The 16,110-nt window shown below is 39.5% G+C and carries 14 protein-coding genes, 7 tRNA genes and 1 rRNA gene; 21 read left to right on the forward strand and 1 reads right to left on the reverse strand.

Annotation, left to right across the window (positions count from 1 at the left end):
* Positions 1-132 precede the first annotated feature (132 nt).
* The 20 genes from QBE53_00095 to yedF all read left to right on the forward strand — a co-directional run bounded on the left by QBE53_00095 (position 133) and on the right by yedF (position 13,672).
* A 23S ribosomal RNA gene (locus QBE53_00095) occupies positions 133-3,030 on the forward strand.
* A gap of 79 nt (positions 3,031-3,109) precedes the next feature.
* Positions 3,110-3,183 (forward strand) — tRNA-Asp (locus tag QBE53_00100).
* A 68-nt stretch (positions 3,184-3,251) separates the two neighbouring features.
* Positions 3,252-3,324, forward strand: a tRNA-Val gene (locus QBE53_00105).
* 32 nt (positions 3,325-3,356) lie between these two features.
* Positions 3,357-3,429: transfer RNA gene (locus QBE53_00110), tRNA-Thr, on the forward strand.
* A 25-nt stretch (positions 3,430-3,454) separates the two neighbouring features.
* A tRNA-Tyr gene (locus QBE53_00115) sits at positions 3,455-3,536 on the forward strand.
* A 14-nt stretch (positions 3,537-3,550) separates the two neighbouring features.
* A tRNA-Met gene (locus tag QBE53_00120) sits at positions 3,551-3,624 on the forward strand.
* Positions 3,625-3,646: 22 nt separating this feature from the next.
* A tRNA-Phe gene (locus tag QBE53_00125) sits at positions 3,647-3,719 on the forward strand.
* A gap of 4 nt (positions 3,720-3,723) precedes the next feature.
* Positions 3,724-3,797: transfer RNA gene (locus tag QBE53_00130), tRNA-Lys, on the forward strand.
* Positions 3,798-4,154: 357 nt separating this feature from the next.
* Entirely contained in the window at positions 4,155-4,502 is a 348-nt protein-coding gene (locus QBE53_00135) for a P-II family nitrogen regulator (GenBank protein WZL81550.1), read from the forward strand.
* A gap of 54 nt (positions 4,503-4,556) precedes the next feature.
* Positions 4,557-5,783 carry an ammonium transporter gene (locus tag QBE53_00140; protein ID WZL81551.1) on the forward strand — a complete coding sequence of 409 codons (1,227 nt, stop codon included), beginning with the start codon at positions 4,557-4,559 and terminating at the stop codon, positions 5,781-5,783.
* Between the two features lie 236 nt (positions 5,784-6,019).
* Positions 6,020-6,862: an Mrp/NBP35 family ATP-binding protein gene (locus QBE53_00145; protein WZL81552.1), complete on the forward strand. Its 843-nt coding sequence runs from the start codon at positions 6,020-6,022 to the stop codon at positions 6,860-6,862.
* Between the two features lie 11 nt (positions 6,863-6,873).
* Entirely contained in the window at positions 6,874-8,247 is a 1,374-nt protein-coding gene (locus QBE53_00150; protein ID WZL81553.1) for an aminotransferase class I/II-fold pyridoxal phosphate-dependent enzyme, read from the forward strand.
* Positions 8,248-8,264: 17 nt separating this feature from the next.
* Positions 8,265-8,912, forward strand: coding sequence for a dTMP kinase (gene tmk, locus QBE53_00155; GenBank protein WZL81554.1), 648 nt, complete (start codon positions 8,265-8,267; stop codon positions 8,910-8,912).
* Positions 8,913-8,917: 5 nt separating this feature from the next.
* Positions 8,918-9,247 carry a cyclic-di-AMP receptor gene (locus QBE53_00160; GenBank protein ID WZL81555.1) on the forward strand — a complete coding sequence of 110 codons (330 nt, stop codon included), beginning with the start codon at positions 8,918-8,920 and terminating at the stop codon, positions 9,245-9,247.
* Positions 9,248-9,272: 25 nt separating this feature from the next.
* Entirely contained in the window at positions 9,273-9,716 is a 444-nt protein-coding gene (locus QBE53_00165; GenBank protein ID WZL81556.1) for a YaaR family protein, read from the forward strand.
* 11 nt (positions 9,717-9,727) lie between these two features.
* Positions 9,728-10,717 carry a DNA polymerase III subunit delta' C-terminal domain-containing protein gene (locus tag QBE53_00170; GenBank protein WZL81557.1) on the forward strand — a complete coding sequence of 330 codons (990 nt, stop codon included), beginning with the start codon at positions 9,728-9,730 and terminating at the stop codon, positions 10,715-10,717.
* A gap of 25 nt (positions 10,718-10,742) precedes the next feature.
* Positions 10,743-11,657: a stage 0 sporulation family protein gene (locus tag QBE53_00175; GenBank protein ID WZL81558.1), complete on the forward strand. Its 915-nt coding sequence runs from the start codon at positions 10,743-10,745 to the stop codon at positions 11,655-11,657.
* Between the two features lie 15 nt (positions 11,658-11,672).
* Positions 11,673-12,422 carry a tRNA1(Val) (adenine(37)-N6)-methyltransferase gene (locus QBE53_00180; GenBank protein WZL81559.1) on the forward strand — a complete coding sequence of 250 codons (750 nt, stop codon included), beginning with the start codon at positions 11,673-11,675 and terminating at the stop codon, positions 12,420-12,422.
* The gene (rsmI, locus tag QBE53_00185; protein WZL81560.1) at positions 12,415-13,272 is read left to right on the forward strand and encodes a 16S rRNA (cytidine(1402)-2'-O)-methyltransferase; all 858 of its coding nucleotides are present in this window, start codon (positions 12,415-12,417) and stop codon (positions 13,270-13,272) included. The genes QBE53_00180 and rsmI overlap by 8 nt, the downstream gene beginning before the upstream one ends.
* Positions 13,265-13,672, forward strand: a complete 408-nt coding sequence (gene yedF, locus QBE53_00190) for a sulfurtransferase-like selenium metabolism protein YedF (protein WZL83246.1) — start codon at positions 13,265-13,267, stop codon at positions 13,670-13,672. The genes rsmI and yedF overlap by 8 nt, the downstream gene beginning before the upstream one ends.
* Here yedF and QBE53_00195 read toward each other — a convergent pair.
* A complete protein-coding gene (locus tag QBE53_00195; protein ID WZL81561.1) occupies positions 13,669-14,655 on the reverse strand; it encodes an asparaginase in 987 nt (328 codons plus the stop codon). The genes yedF and QBE53_00195 overlap by 4 nt on opposite strands.
* A 189-nt stretch (positions 14,656-14,844) precedes the next feature.
* On the opposite strand from QBE53_00195, the gene QBE53_00200 reads away from it, so the two are divergent.
* A complete protein-coding gene (locus QBE53_00200; GenBank protein WZL81562.1) occupies positions 14,845-16,053 on the forward strand; it encodes an EAL domain-containing protein in 1,209 nt (402 codons plus the stop codon).
* Positions 16,054-16,110: the final 57 nt, after the last annotated feature.

Genomic DNA, 16,110 nt, shown 5'->3' on the forward strand with positions numbered 1-16,110 from the left:
AAACTACATATCGAAAAGTCAAAATAAACAAACCTATTTATTTAATAACGAAGGTTTATACGTAAACCGAAATTAAGAATAGAAAAGAACCAAAGAGCATACACAATTGTATTAAACTCTTAAGCAAGCTACGTTCAAGCTAATAAGAGCATAGGGTGGATGCCTTGGCACTAGGAGCCGAAGAAGGTCGTGATAAGCTGCGAAAAGCTTTGGGGAGGCGCAAATAGCCATTGATCCAGAGATTACCGAATGGGGAAACCTGGCTGGGAAGATCCCAGTTACTACTGAGTGAATACATAGCTTAGTAGGGGGAACCCGGGGAACTGAAACATCTAAGTACCCGGAGGAAGAGAAAGAAACATCGATTTCCTAAGTAGCGGCGAGCGAAAGGGAAAGAGGCCAAACCTGTGAACCTAGTTCATAGGGGTTCGGACTGCAGACGGTATTAACAAAGATTAGTCGAAATGTTTTGGAAGAGCATGTCAAAGAGGGTGAGAACCCCGTAGACGAAAGTTTGAGTTAGCCAGCAGGATCCAGAGTAGCGCGAGACACGAGAAACCTTGCGTGAATGAGCGGGGACCACCCCGTAAGCCTAAATACTACCTAGTGACCGATAGCGCATAGTACTGTGAAGGAAAGGTGAAAAGAACCCCGGGAGGGGAGTGAAAGAGAACCTGAAACCCTATGTTTACAAGCAGTCGAAGCACGTTAAAGTGCGACGGCGTACTTTTTGTAGAACGGTCCGGCGAGTTACGATTGCAGGCAAGGTTAAGCATTAAAGATGTGGAGCCGAAGGGAAACCAAGTCTTAATAGGGCGTCAAGTCAGTAGTCGTAGACCCGAAACCGGGTGACCTATCCATGTGCAGGTTGAAGTTACCGTAAAAGGTAATGGAGGACCGAACTCACATCTGTTGAAAAAGGTGGAGATGACGTGTGGATAGCGGAGAAATTCCAATCGAACCCGGAGATAGCTGGTTCTCCTCGAAATAGCTTTAGGGCTAGCCTTGATTTAGTCTAATGGAGGTAGAGCACTGAATTGCCTAGGGGGCTTCACAGCTTACCGAAGCATATCAAACTCCGAATGCCATATAGATGATGATCAGGAGTCAGACTATCGGAGATAAGTTCGATAGTCAAAAGGGAAAGAGCCCAGACCACCAGCTAAGGTCCCAAAGTGCGTGTTAAGTGGAAAAGGATGTGAGATTTCGAAGACAACTAGGATGTTGGCTTAGAAGCAGCCATGCATTCAAAGAGTGCGTAATAGCTCACTAGTCGAGAGGTCTTGCGCCGAAAATGTCCGGGGCTAAAACACGCCACCGAAGCTGTGGATTGGTACGTAAGTATCAGTGGTAGAGGAGCATTCTTAGATTGGAGAAGCTGTACCGTAAGGAGCAGTGGAGAGCTAAGAAGAGAGAATGCCGGAATGAGTAGCGAGAGAGAAGTGAGAATCTTCTCGGCCGAATATCTAAGGTTTCCAGAGTAAAGCTGATCTTCTCTGGGTAAGTCGGGACCTAAGGTGAGGGCGAAAGCCGTAGCCGATGGACAACTAGTTGAAATTCTAGTACCGCATATAAACAGAACTGTGGGGACGCAGGAGGATAACAAGAGCCAGGAAAGGAAAAACTGGTGCAAGCACAAAGGCCGTTGGATAGGCAAATCCGTCCAACTTAAGGTTGAAGTGTGACGCGGATCGAATTAAAGTAGAGAAGCTTGTGAATCCATACTGCCAAGAAAAGCCGCTATTGTTTTATATGTGCCCGTACCGCAAACCGACACAGGTAGATGAGGAGAGAATCCTAAGGCCGACGGGAGAAGCGTTGTTAAGGAACTCGGCAAAATGACCCCGTAACTTCGGGAGAAGGGGTGCCATCTTCGGATGGCCGCAGAGAATAGGCCCAAGCGACTGTTTAGCAAAAACACAGGTCTCTGCAAAACCGAAAGGTGAAGTATAGGGGCTGACGCCTGCCCGGTGCTGGAAGGTTAAGGGGAAGGATTAGCGTAAGCGAAGTCTAGAACTTAAGCCCCAGTAAACGGCGGCCGTAACTATAACGGTCCTAAGGTAGCGAAATTCCTTGTCGGGTAAGTTCCGACCCGCACGAAAGGCGTAACGATTTGGGCACTGTCTCGACAACGCGCCCGGTGAAGTTGTAGTACCGGTGAAGATGCCGGTTACCCGCGACAGGACGGAAAGACCCCATGGAGCTTTACTCTAGCTTGATATTGGGATTCGATGTTACATGTACAGGATAGGAGGGAGGCTTTGAAGCGAGGACGCCAGTCTTCGTGGAGCCACTGTTGGGATACCTCTCTTGTAATATTGGATTTCTAACCTAGCACCCTAAACGGGTGTGGGGACACTGTCAGGTGGGGAGTTTGACTGGGGCGGTCGCCTCCGAAAGTGTATCGGAGGCGCTCAAAGGTCTTCTCAGAATGGTTGGAAATCATTCGCAGAGTGCAAAGGCATAAGAAGGCTTGACTGTGACACCGACGGGTGGAGCAGGTAGGAAACTAGGACTTAGTGATCCGGTGGTATGAAAGTGGGATTGCCATCGCTCAACGGATAAAAGCTACCCTGGGGATAACAGGCTTATCACTCCCAAGAGTTCACATCGACGGAGTGGTTTGGCACCTCGATGTCGGCTCATCGCATCCTGGGGCTGTATTCGGTCCCAAGGGTTGGGCTGTTCGCCCATTAAAGCGGTACGCGAGCTGGGTTCAGAACGTCGTGAGACAGTTCGGTCCCTATCCGTCGTGGGCGCAAGATATTTGAGAGGAGCTGTCCTTAGTACGAGAGGACCGGGATGGACTGACCGCTGGTGTATCTGTTGTCTTACCAAAGGCATAGCAGAGTAGCCAAGTCGGGAAGGGATAAACGCTGAAGGCATCTAAGCGTGAAGCCCCCCTCAAGATAAGATATCTCATCCTTAATGGAGTAAGATCCCTGGAAGACGACCAGGTTGATAGGCTAGGTGTGTAAGCATGGTAACATGTTCAGCTGACTAGTACTAATAGATCGAGGGCTTGAACCAAAGCGAGCTTAAGAGTTTTAATAGAGTTGTGTATGAAGTGAAGTTTGACTTTAGAATGTAGAATAAAATGTAAATGTATGGCCCAGTGGCTCAGTTGGTTAGAGCGCCGGCCTGTCACGCCGGAGGTCGAGGGTTCGAGTCCCTTCTGGGTCGTAAGTAAACTTACTTGCGAGACTTCATAAGAGTGATAACATAATGATTGTAAGTTTAATTTTATCCCAGGGCGCATAGCTCAGCTGGGAGAGCACCTGCCTTACAAGCAGGGGGTCACAGGTTCGAGCCCTGTTGCGCCCATTTGAAGTGTATACTTCAGTAAAATCAAATATGCCGACGTGGCTCAATTGGCAGAGCAGCTGACTTGTAATCAGCAGGTTATCGGTTCGAGTCCGATCGTCGGCTTTGATGATTGTTATAATCATCGTATGGAGGGGTTCCCGAGTGGCCAAAGGGGGCAGACTGTAAATCTGTTGTCTACGACTTCGAAGGTTCGAATCCTTCTCCCTCCATTAAAATTCTATATCGCGGAGTGGAGCAGTCTGGAAGCTCGTCGGGCTCATAACCCGAAGGTCAGAGGTTCAAATCCTCTCTCCGCAACTAAGTAGCATATTAAATATATGCCCAGATAGCTCAGTCGGTAGAGCAGAGGACTGAAAATCCTCGTGTCGGTGGTTCGATTCCGCCTCTGGGCATTATGGGGCACTAGCTCAGTCGGCTAGAGCACTAGACTTTTAATCTAGGTGTCCCGGGTTCGAGTCCCGGGTGCCTCATTAAACACACAGTTGTTATAGATTGTGTGTTTTTTTATATTATCTATTAAAATTATTTGAATGAATCATATAAATATAATTCATATTTTTATTTTGGGTTATCTACAAACCTTGAATTTAAAAGGTTTGTGAACACTAAAAGCGAAAAATATATATTAAAATGCAGGATAATAAATAAAAAAATCAAAAAGTTATTGACAAGAGAATATAGAGTATGTATAATAAGGAACATAAATTAAAGCGTTTTAATGCAAAGATGTATTAAATTTTTTAGACAACGGAGTCTATATGATTTTACACCCATAGGTGTGAGATTATATGGGCTTTTTTTGTTTTCAAACTTAAGGAGGTTCGTATATGGATAAGATAACAAAGGTGGACATAATTACCCGACCAGATAAAGCAGAGGTGTTAAAAGAAGCTTTAAATGAAATTGGAATAACGGGAATGACATTTTCCCATGTATTAGGTTGTGGTTTACAAAAAGGAAAGACGGAGTATTATAGAGGGAATCCATATAGTATTGATTTACTCCCAAAGATTCGTGTTGAAACCGTTGTTTGTGAAGTACCTGTAGAAAAAGTTGTTGAAGTTGCAAAAAAAGTTTTACGTACAGGAGAAATTGGTGATGGGAAAATTTTTATCTATCCGGTTGAAAATGTAATAAAGGTCCGTACAGGAGAAGAAGGGGTTAAAGCATTATAGATTATAAACATGGATCCAGAGATTAAAACAAAAAGATTAAAGGAGTGAAAGTATATGGAAGAATTAAAATTTGCAATAGATACGATGTGGGTACTAATCGCAGCAGCACTGGTGTTTTTTATGCAAGCTGGATTTGCCATGGTAGAGACAGGATTTACCCGTTCAAAAAATGCAGGTAATATTATTATGAAAAATCTTATGGATTTTTCAGTTGGATCTATTATTTTTTGGACGGTGGGATATAGTTTAATGTATGGCGAAAGTGTAAGTGGAATTTTTGGAAAACCAGATTTTTTCTTTAATGGTGATTATACGGCGCTTATATTTCAAACAGTTTTTGCCGCAACAGCAGCAACTATTGTTTCTGGAGCAATGGCAGAACGGACAAAGTTTATTTCGTATTTAGTATATAGTTTCTTTATTTCGTTAATTATATATCCTGTATCCGGGCATTGGATTTGGGGTGGAGGATGGTTATCAGAGATTGGATTTCATGATTTTGCTGGATCTACCGCAGTACATTCGGTAGGTGGTTGGGCAGCCCTTGTTGGTGCATCGATATTAGGACCGCGTCTAGGTAAATACAGTCAAGATGGAAAATCTCATGCGATTCCTGGACACAGTATTACTCTTGGAGCCTTAGGTGTTTTTATTCTTTGGTTCGGATGGTTCGGTTTTAACCCGGGATCTCAATTAGCAGCAGGATCAGAAGCCGATGCCCTTGCGATTAGTCGAATCTTTGTCACGACAAACTTGTCAGCTGCAGCCGCAGCAATTGTTGCAATGATTATCACCTGGTTACGTTATAAAAAGCCAGATGTTTCGATGACATTAAATGGTGCACTAGCAGGTCTTGTAGCAATAACGGCTGGATGTGATGTGGTAACGCCGGGAGCAGCAGCCCTTATTGGGATGATTGCAGGTGTGGTCATTGTCTTTGGAATTGAATTTGTTGATAAGGTATTAAAAGTAGATGATCCAGTAGGAGCTGTAGGCGTCCATGGTATATCTGGTGCTGTCGGAACGATTTTAGTAGGTGTCTTTTCTGTAGATAATGGATTACTTACAACCGGAAGTTTTTCGGCACTTGGTATTCAATTGGTTGGTGTCGCTGCTGTGGCGGCTTGGGTTCTTACAACATCCTTTATACTGTTTAAAGCAGTGGATTTAATCATAGGTTTACGTGTAAGTTCACAAGAAGAACATATTGGACTTGATATAGAAGAGCATGGCGTTGAAAGTTATGCTGACTTTGAAATCAAAGGCGTACATGTTCGATAAGTATTTGATTTTTTAATTTGGTATGAGCTAGGTAACTAGTTTATATATAGTGTTTATACCTTTAGTTATATTCCTAATCCTATGGGAATTCTTCAAAAAGAGACCAGCGCCCACTGGTCTCTTTTGCTGTGTATCTATGAATAGAACTTGACATATCTAGTATAATAGACTTGACAGATTATATTAATAGGATTATTATAGTTGGCATATGCCACATAAAATATAAGGAGGTTCATATGGCTTCAAATTGTGATTCATGTTCATCAAAAGAAAGTTGTAATGTAGAAAACAAGTCGGAATGTCAAGTAATAGGAACAAACTCCAATAATCAGTTTAAACATATTATCGGTGTACTTAGTGGAAAAGGCGGTGTTGGTAAGTCGACAGTTGCTGCTAACCTTGCACTATCGTTACATCGACAAGGATATAAAGTGGGAGTTTTGGATGCAGATATTACTGGTCCAAGTATTCCAAGAATTTTTAATGCAGAAGATAAAAAGGCGTTAATGTATCCTCATGGTTTAGAAGCTGTTGAGATTGAGACAAATCTTAAAGCGATGTCGTTGAATTTTTTGTTGGATGAAGAAAAGAAGCCTGTCATATGGAGAGGTCCAATTATCACCAATACAATCAAACAATTTTATCAAGATGTTATCTGGGGAGAACTCGATTATCTTATCATTGATATGCCACCTGGGACAGGAGACATTGCATTGACAATCATGCAAAGCTTCCCACTCGATGGTATTGTCATGGTAAGTGTACCTCAAGATATGGTATCTATGATTGTCTCAAAGGCAATTGCAATGACCAAGCGATTAAATGTAGAGGTACTTGGCGTTATAGAAAATATGAGCTATATGACATGCCCGCATTGCGATGATAAAATTCGAGTATTTGAAAGCGATGATATTGAAGCATTCTTAGAAGATCAAGAAGTTGAACTTTTAGCGGAGTTACCAATTAATGGAGCAGTTACACAAAAGAATCGTTTGTCTGAAGAGATGATGAGAATATTTGATGAGGTAGCCATAAAAGTTCAGAAAAAAATTCACATCAAAACAGGTCAACCTTCATAAAGAGGTCCATCATGTACGAGGAATTAAAAAAATATACCCATGAAATAAAGTCTTTTCATATGCCTGGACATAAAAATGGAAAGCTTCAGACATTAGAGGATGTCTATGCCTTGGATGTTACTGAAGTTCCAGGGACAGATGATTTGCATCACCCTACTGGGATTATCAAAGAGTTACAAGATCGGATCGCTACCATATATCGATCCGATCAAACGTATTTATTAATCAATGGAAGTACAGCAGGAATCTTGGCGACGATGGCAACTCGCGCTCGTCAACAAGGTTCTGTTTTGGTGTCTAGAAATTGTCATAAATCGGTGTACAATAGTATATATCTTCATCAAATAAAAGCGCACTATATTTACCCTTCATATTATGCAGATGAAGGGTTTTATGGAGAAGTTAGCCCAAAATCCATTGAAAAAATGCTTTTGGAACATCCAGATATCCATACAGTTGTTATTACATCACCAACCTATGAAGGTATGACTTCAGATATTCAAGCCATTAGTGATATCGTGCATGCGTATGGCGCAACATTAGTTGTGGATGAAGCTCATGGCGCGCATTTTACCTTTAGCGACAAATTACCTAAATCAGCGATTGAACAGGGGGCGGACTATGTTATTCAAAGCACACATAAAACGTTACCTTGCCTTACACAAACGGCGATACTACATACACAGAAACTCTCAGATGAAGAAAGAGAAATTCTTAAAGAATATCTAGCGATTTATCAGTCGTCATCACCATCATATCTTTTAATGAGTTCCATTGAACAAGGAATAGACTATATGGATAACCATCGTTATGCGTATGATCAATGGATTGATGCATTACAATTATTATTAAAAACACATCCAATCCAAGGAGGATATTGGATGAGCGATGATCCTACACGGCTTACTTTTGTTATACAGCAAAATGGAGTTAGTGGATATTGGTTAAGCGAGGTACTTCGTAACAAGCATCAGATTCAGGTAGAGATGGCAGGTGAAAAACATATTGTTGCAATCACTTCATTGGCAGATACATTAGAAGATATTCTTGAGCTTGTAGACGGGATAAAAGCATGTCTTGGCGGAAGTGACCATAAGACAATGCAGGATGATATCATTAAAAATCAGGCGATAGGAACTCAATTACCCCAGCAAATGATGCTCATGCATCAAGCTAAACAAAGCCGTGAATGGATGTGGATTGCACTAAAGGATGCACAAGGATATACTTCTCGAAATATGATTATACCATATCCACCAGGGATTCCCTTGATACTTCCTGGAGAAGCAATAACTCAAGAGATTATTGATTATCTTATAGGTTTAGAGAAGCATGACAAGGAGATTTATGGTATAATAAAAGGAGAAATACAGGTTCTAAAATAACACGTTGCGAGGTATATATGAAAGGCATATTTATTACAATTGAGGGCATGGATGGCTCGGGAAAGACAACACAGATCAATCGATTAAAAGAGTATTTTGAAACAAAAGGAAAGCACGTGCGTATCACGCGTGAACCTGGAGGAACAAGAATTAGTGAAGCAATACGAGAGATTATACTCAATGTAAATTATCAAGAGATGGATTATGTGACAGAAGCATTACTCTATGCTGCGGCTAGAGCCCAACATGTTGCAGAATATATTTTACCGGCAGTAGAACAAGGGGACATTGTTATATGTGATCGTTTTGTGGACTCATCTATTGTCTATCAAGGAATGGCACGCGAATTAGGTCAAGAAATGGTTGCGACGATTAATCAATATGCAACCAAAGGGTTACAGCCAGATATTACATTTTTCTTAGACTTAGAGCACCGACAAGGGATGGAGCGCAAGAAGAATCAGCAAGAGTTAGACCGTCTCGAAGGGGAAAAAGAGCAGTTTCACCAAAAAGTACGTGATGGATATAAACAATTGGCAAAAGCTAATCAAGAGCGTATGATTGATATTGATGCAAGTCAGTCGATTGAAGAAGTTCACCAATGTATACTTTTGGGACTTAAAGAAAAAGGAATAATAACCGATAAATATAATGACGAGGAGTGAATAGTATGAAAATGGTAATGGCAGTGATTCATGATGAAGATTCCCATCGTTTAATGGAAGCATTAACAAAAGAGGGATTTATGGCAACAAAATTGGCAAGCACAGGTGGTCTCTTAAAGACAGGAAATACAACCCTTTTTGTTGGGGTTGAAAAAGATAAAGTTGATAAAGTCGTTGAACTTATCAAAGAGATATGCAAAACCAGTAAAAAAATGTCCCTTGTTAACCCGCCAGTGTCGAATGTGCCGGATAATATGTTGGCATATCCTGTTGAAATTACCGTCGGTGGGGCAACGATTTTTGTGCTGGATGTGGATCAATACTTAAAAGTTTAGTCAGTTTTTATTTGGAGGAAATCTTATGGATGTGAAAGTAAACTCGGTTCAAAATGTACAAAATATTGAGAGTGCATCAAAAAATAATGATGCGCCAAAAAGTGATTTTAAATTTACGCTTTTGAGTAAAGTGGATGAAGCACAATTGCAATCAAAGCTCAATAGTATGATTGAATCGATTACCGAACAAGGAAATAAGATTTCCAAGCATATGGATGTGCGTGATATGCGCAAATATCGCGAAACCATTAAAGAGTTTATCAATGAAGTGGTTACACACTCACATCAATTTTCGCGAGAGAATTTTTTGGACCGCAGAGGACGACACCGTGTCTATGGTATCGTAAAACTTGTAGATAAGAACCTAGATGAATTGGCACAAGAACTTATTAAAGATGAAAAAAATCATTTGAACATCTTAGGAAAAGTCGATGAAATTAGAGGATTGCTACTCGACATGGTCATATAGAGGTAGAATAAATGTATTCATTTGATGAAATTGTTGGACATGAGAATATAATAAAACATATGGAGAATGCTTTTTTAACTGGGAAAGTGTCTCATGCTTATATTGTAGAAGGTGAAGATGGCATGGGCAAGAAAACACTGGTTAAGGCATTCTCCAAGTTGCTTCAATGTGAAAATCCACAAGAAAGTAGACCATGTAATGTCTGCTCATCTTGTCTGCAAATTGAATCGGGGAATCATCCGGATATCGCTTATGTACGCCCAACAAAAAAAACAGGATATGGTGTTACAGATATACGCGAGCAAGTTGTCAAAGATATTAAAGTACGCCCATATCAAAGTAAGTATAAGATTTATATTATTGAGCAGGCAGAACTTATGACGGTTCAAGCTCAAAATAGTATATTAAAAACTATCGAAGAACCGCCAGAATATGGGTTGTTTTTCTTGGTATCTTCCAATAGCCATAAATTTTTGCAAACCATTCTATCCCGTTCAGTGAAGATGTCTTTAAAACCAATTAGTACCAAGCAAATTGAAGAATATTTATCGACACAATATGGGATGAACTATACTCAAGCTAGAGTATATGGGTCTTTTTCAAGAGGAAATCTTGGAAAGGCATTAATCTTAAAAGAATCAGAAAACTTTACAACCCAACGACAAAATATGCTCAAGTGTTTAGAAATATTTATAAATGGGAAAGATTATGATATAATAGAGGTTGTGCAACTCTTTGAAGAGATCAAAGCGGATATTTTAGAAAATATTGATATATTGATTAGTTTGAGCAGAGATATTTTGTACTATCATGGGACCCAAGATATCGATAATATTATCCATAAAGATATTGAACAAGAAATTATCCGGCTGAGTCAAAGGGTGAATGCTAGCCGATTGATTCGGCTTGTATATAATAGTTACACACTGATTAATCAACTCCGGCTCAATGTGAACTATTCATTAGCAGTAACGGTGATGCTAACCAATATGGAACAATAATGCAATAGATTTTGGAGGAAATGACATGATAAAAGTCATAGGTGTTCGCTTTCGAAAAGCGGGTAAGATATATTATTTTGACCCTGATGAATTAAACATACAAGAAAATGAACACGTTATCGTTGAGACAGCCCGAGGGGTTGAATACGGTAAAGTGGTTAAAGGAATTATGGAAGTCCCTGATGAAGAAGTGGTACATCCGTTAAAAAAAGTAATGCGAATAGCGACAGAAGAAGATGATGCTCAAGAATCCATCAATAAACAAGAAGAAAAAGAAGCAGCAAAGATATGCCTTGAAAAAATCAAAAAGCATAAGTTGGAGATGAAGCTTATTGATTGCGAGTATACCTTTGATAAGAATAAGCTACTTTTCTATTTTACAGCAGATGGGCGTGTGGATTTTAGAGAATTGGTTAAAGATTTGGCTTCGGTATTTAAGACACGTATTGAATTAAGACAAATTGGTGTGCGTGACGAGACAAAAATGATGGGCAGTATTGGTATTTGTGGACGCCCGTTATGTTGCTTTAGCCACTTATCTGATTTTCATCCAGTGTCTATTAAAATGGCAAAAGAACAAAATTTATCGCTTAATCCGACAAAAATATCTGGAGTCTGTGGACGATTGATGTGTTGCCTAAAATATGAAGAAGAGACGTATGTGGAACTGAATAAAAAACTGCCAAACATTGGTGATATTGTTATTACACCAGGTGGCGTTGAAGCTGAAGTAAAGCATGTTAACATTATTCGACAACTTGTAAAAACGGTTATTCGTACAGATAATAATGTCGATATTGTTGAGTTTAAACTCGATGAGCTCAAGATTAAGAAAAAGCGTGGAAATAAAAATGCCCGTTTACCAAAAGAAGAGTATCTAGAGTTGAAAAAGTTAGAAAAGCTTGAAGCACATGAAAGTGATAAAAAATTAGAAGATTAATGCTGGAGCAAGTTTATGGAACGAAATAAAACGGAACGTGTGGATGATTTACATATTCAAAATTATCGTATCATACAAAATAAAGAAGGCTTTTGTTTTGGAATGGATGCAGTTTTGCTGAGTGATTTTGCAAAAGTAAAAGAAGCAGAAACTGTACTTGATATGGGAACAGGAACTGGGATTATCCCGATTCTTCTTGAAGCTAAAACCAAGGGAAAGACCTATATGGGATTAGAAATTCAAGAAGAATTTGTCGACATGGCAAGACGAAGTGTTCAGATGAACGGACAAGCCGATAAAGTAACAATTCTACATGGTGATATAAAGGAAGCGGCTCAGCTGTTTCCTTTATCTACGTTTGATGTTATAACATCAAATCCACCATATATGAACTCCGGTAAAGGATTGATGAATCCATCCTCGGCAAAAGCGATTGCACGTCATGAGGTACTTTGCTCTCTTGAAGATGTGATCTATAATGCATCAAAACTGCTTCGTGTAGGTGGACGGTTTTATATGGTGCATCGTCCTCAACGGTTAATGGAAATTTTTGCAACACTAAAAAAATATCGACTAGAGCCAAAACAGATTCGCATGGTGCATTCCTATGCACACAAAGAAGCAACGATGGTTTTAATTGAAGCCATACGTGGAGGCAATCCATTGTTAAAAGTTCATCCACCATTAATTATTTATTCAGATAAAAATCAATATAGTTCGGAGATATATAAAATCTATGGAAAGGAGTTGCCTACCAATGAATGAAATAGTTCAAGGAAAGCTTTATTTGATTGCAACGCCTATTGGAAATTTAGATGATATGAGTTTTCGTGCAGTAAAAACATTAGAGGCGGTTGATTATATTCTGGCGGAAGATACGCGCCATTCTATAAAATTATTAAACCACTTTAATATTTCAAAAAAGTTGATTTCTTATCATGAACATAATCAATATACAAAAGCAGAATCTATTATTCAGGATTTAAGCGAAGGTAAAGCGGTAGGATTAGTTACAGATGCAGGTACTCCCGGAATCTCTGACCCAGGTAGTTATTTGGTTACATTATGTCAAGAACACCAGATTCCCTATACCATTGTTCCAGGACCAGTCGCTTTTGCAAATGCAGTGGTGCTATCTGGGCAAAATACCAATCGGATGATTTTTGAAGGTTTTTTACCGACAAAAAAAAAGGAGCGAAAAATTCGATTGGACTTACTAGCGACAGATACGCGAACGCTGGTTTTTTATGAGGCGCCCCATCGCTTGAAGGCAACATTAAAAGATTTTGCGAATGCGTTTGGAGCTAAGCGTTCCATAAGTCTTGTTCGGGAATTGACCAAAATGTATGAAGAGGTTAAAAAGATGACCTTGGGAGAAGCCATGGATTATTATACCCAGACAGATCCAAAAGGCGAATACGTGTTGGTGGTTGCAGGCATGTCAGAACAAGAGCGTGAGCACATAGAGCAAGAGGAATATGCATCGATTTCTCTTGAAGAACAGATGGAAGCATTATTAGACCAAGGGTTATCTAAAAAAGAGGCCATAAAGCAAATTGCAGCTTCACGGCATATGAATAAGAGAGAGGTATATGCCCATTTTACCAATGATTAATACAAAAAATAATAAAATTCTACAGAAAATAAATAGAAAAACAATACGAAAGGATGAAAAAAAGATGAGAACAGTGTATATCTTGAACAATGAATTTATGGGACATGGAGATGACGAATTAGGTCATAAGCTGATGGGCGCTTTTCTAAAAAAAGTGTGGATCCGAAAAGAAAAACCTCATGCCATCATCTTTTATAATTCGGCAGTCAAACTTCTAGCAGAAGGCTCCATGTATTTAGATGCGCTTAATGGTCTACAAGATGCAGGCGTTGATCTTATTGCCTGTGGTACCTGTATTGATTTTTATGGATTATCTGATACTATAAAAGTTGGTAGAGTTAGCGGGATGGAAGAGATTGTCGATATCACTCAGCAGGTTGAATCGGTGGTTACAATTTAACCATAAAATTCATCTTCAAAGAGTTTGCGAATACGTTCTAAATCTGAGGTTTGACTAAGGATGAGCATCAGTTTGATTCGGGCTTTTTGTCCATTGAGGTCTCCGGCAAAAATCGCACCAAGATTGCGAAGCATTTTACCGCCACCTTCGTAGCCATAGGAATCTAGAACACGTCCCATGGGACATCTTGAAACAATGAGCACAGGAATTTTTTGCTGTAAGGCAGACGTTAGACCACCAAGCATCGACGGGGGAATATTACCACGACCCATGGCTTCAAGAACAATCCCTTTCACGCCTTTTGAGAGACAGTAATGAATATAACCATCATCCATACCTGCACACGTTTTTATAAGCGCTACATCATTTACGATGGTATCGCTAAGAATATGTTGTGTAGGTGTTTTTTTTCGATAATAGATAACTTTATTATTATCAACAATACCCAAAGGACCAAAGGTTGGAGACTTAAAAGTGTCAAGGCTCATAGTATGGGTTTTGGTTACCTCAGAAGCAGCGTTGACTTCATTATTAAGGACAACAAGGACACCTTTGTTTTGTGAATCGGGTGCTACAGCTGTACAGATGGCTGCCGATAGATTACTTGGACCGTCATAACCAAGTTCAGAAGCATTGCGCATAGAACCAACGACGACAATCGGTTTGTGACTTTGAATGTTTAGGTCCAAAAAATATGCAGTTTCTTCGAGTGTATCTGTTCCGTGGGTGACAATTATGCCGCAGATATCATCCCTTAATAATGCAGTTTGAATACACTGTGAAAGCGCTAACATCAAATCCGGCGTCATATGTGGACCGGGAATACGGGCAAACTGGATAACTTCAATTTCAGCGATTTGATCAATGTTCGTAACCATGGACATGATTTCTTCGCTACTCATAGCTGGAATAGCTGCAGAGAGGCGTTCATCAACTTTCATGGATATAGTTCCGCCTGTAAAAATGACTCCGACTTTTTTCATCGATACGATACCTACCTTTATGTTTATTCTATGATATATTATACTTGGATTTCATCGATTTTTCAATTCACGCAATAGTGTGTTTGTATATTAAGCGATGCTAAGCAACAATTGTTCCCTAGCAATCAATTGATATAAGTGGTATACTTCTCTCAATATAGATATGTTATTATTGCAAGGAGTATGTTTATGTTTATAGCTAGGCAACCAATTTTTAATAAAGACTTGAAGATATATGGTTATGAGCTCTTGTTTAGGGCAGATGTGAATAGTCAACAGTTTAACCAGTCTTCATCGATTTCGGCGACAGCATCTGTTGTGGGAGGCTTGTTTGAAAATGGAATAGAACAAATTGTCGGAACCTCCAAAGCCTTTGTCAATTTCGATTATGATTTTATCATGTCAGAGGGTATGGAATTAATTGACCCGGAGACACTTGTTATAGAGGTTCTTGAGACCGTAGAGGTTGATGAGGCGTTTATCAGGCGCCTTCACGATCTGAAAAAATTAGGTTATAAAATCGCATTAGATGATTTTGATAAAAGTTATCTTGATTATCCGATCGTTCCCATTGCTGATATCATCAAATATGATATTATGATTACCCCTCTAGAAACCATTCAACACGATGTAAAGGAAGCGTTATCCCAACACAAAATCATCTTAGCAGAGAAAATCGAAACAAATGAAGAATTTCAAAAGGCTAAAGAAATGGGATTTCACCTATTCCAAGGCTTTTTTTTTAGTAAGCCAAAAATCATAGGAAATTCTAATATCAAGCAATCGTCTAAAGTTCAGTATTCTCAAATTATTCATGAGCTTCAACAAGAAGAGCCATCGTTTGACAGAATAACAGCGATTATTGTATCCGACTTAAATTTAGCGTATCGCTTGCTAAAAGTGATGAGTCATAAAAAAGAAAATGACATGTATAATTCCATCAAGAAAATTTTGCTGGTCATGGGATTTAAGGAATTAGAACGATGGATCAATGTCTTAATGCTACAAGAGTTTTCCCAAGAAAAGCCGGCAGAACTTACGCGTCTGTCATTAATCAGAGCTAAGTTTAGTGAGTATATTGCGCAACACAGTAGCCTTAATGCATATAGTGATCAAATAGCCATGATGTGTCTGTTTAGCATGTTGGATGTCCTTTTAGAGCAGTCTATGGCATCCGCACTTGAAGGTATGTTATTGCCGGAAAATATTTATGATGCATTGGTGTATAAAGAGGGAAAGTTTGCCATCATATGTCAACTAATCATGGCCTATGAAAAAGGAAAATGGGTTGAAGTGGCGGACTTGGCAACGAAGATCAACATGGATTGTGAGTTGCTATCCGATGGATATCTTAAAGCCCTAAGATGGACAAATAAGGTCATGAATCTATTTAGTTAGTTTAAGGAAATATTGTATAAGCTGAAAGATAAAACCAGTGCCGCTAAGAAGACAAAA

The sequence above is a fragment of the Vallitaleaceae bacterium 9-2 genome (assembly GCA_038396585.1).
Taxonomy (GTDB): Bacteria; Bacillota; Clostridia; order Lachnospirales; family Vallitaleaceae; genus UBA1351.

Bases quoted from the DNA above. Each gene is read 5' to 3' on its own strand.
- QBE53_00135 (WZL81550.1), top strand. From the start codon at position 4,155: ATGGATAAGATAACAAAGGTGGACATAATTACCCGACCAGATAAAGCA.
- QBE53_00140 (WZL81551.1), top strand. From the start codon at position 4,557: ATGGAAGAATTAAAATTTGCAATAGATACGATGTGGGTACTAATCGCA.
- QBE53_00145 (WZL81552.1), top strand. From the start codon at position 6,020: ATGGCTTCAAATTGTGATTCATGTTCATCAAAAGAAAGTTGTAATGTA.
- QBE53_00150 (WZL81553.1), top strand. From the start codon at position 6,874: ATGTACGAGGAATTAAAAAAATATACCCATGAAATAAAGTCTTTTCAT.
- tmk (WZL81554.1), top strand. From the start codon at position 8,265: ATGAAAGGCATATTTATTACAATTGAGGGCATGGATGGCTCGGGAAAG.
- QBE53_00160 (WZL81555.1), top strand. From the start codon at position 8,918: ATGAAAATGGTAATGGCAGTGATTCATGATGAAGATTCCCATCGTTTA.
- QBE53_00165 (WZL81556.1), top strand. From the start codon at position 9,273: ATGGATGTGAAAGTAAACTCGGTTCAAAATGTACAAAATATTGAGAGT.
- QBE53_00170 (WZL81557.1), top strand. From the start codon at position 9,728: ATGTATTCATTTGATGAAATTGTTGGACATGAGAATATAATAAAACAT.
- QBE53_00175 (WZL81558.1), top strand. From the start codon at position 10,743: ATGATAAAAGTCATAGGTGTTCGCTTTCGAAAAGCGGGTAAGATATAT.
- QBE53_00180 (WZL81559.1), top strand. From the start codon at position 11,673: ATGGAACGAAATAAAACGGAACGTGTGGATGATTTACATATTCAAAAT.
- rsmI (WZL81560.1), top strand. From the start codon at position 12,415: ATGAATGAAATAGTTCAAGGAAAGCTTTATTTGATTGCAACGCCTATT.
- yedF (WZL83246.1), top strand. From the start codon at position 13,265: ATGATTAATACAAAAAATAATAAAATTCTACAGAAAATAAATAGAAAA.
- QBE53_00195 (WZL81561.1), bottom strand. From the start codon at position 14,655: ATGAAAAAAGTCGGAGTCATTTTTACAGGCGGAACTATATCCATGAAA.
- QBE53_00200 (WZL81562.1), top strand. From the start codon at position 14,845: ATGTTTATAGCTAGGCAACCAATTTTTAATAAAGACTTGAAGATATAT.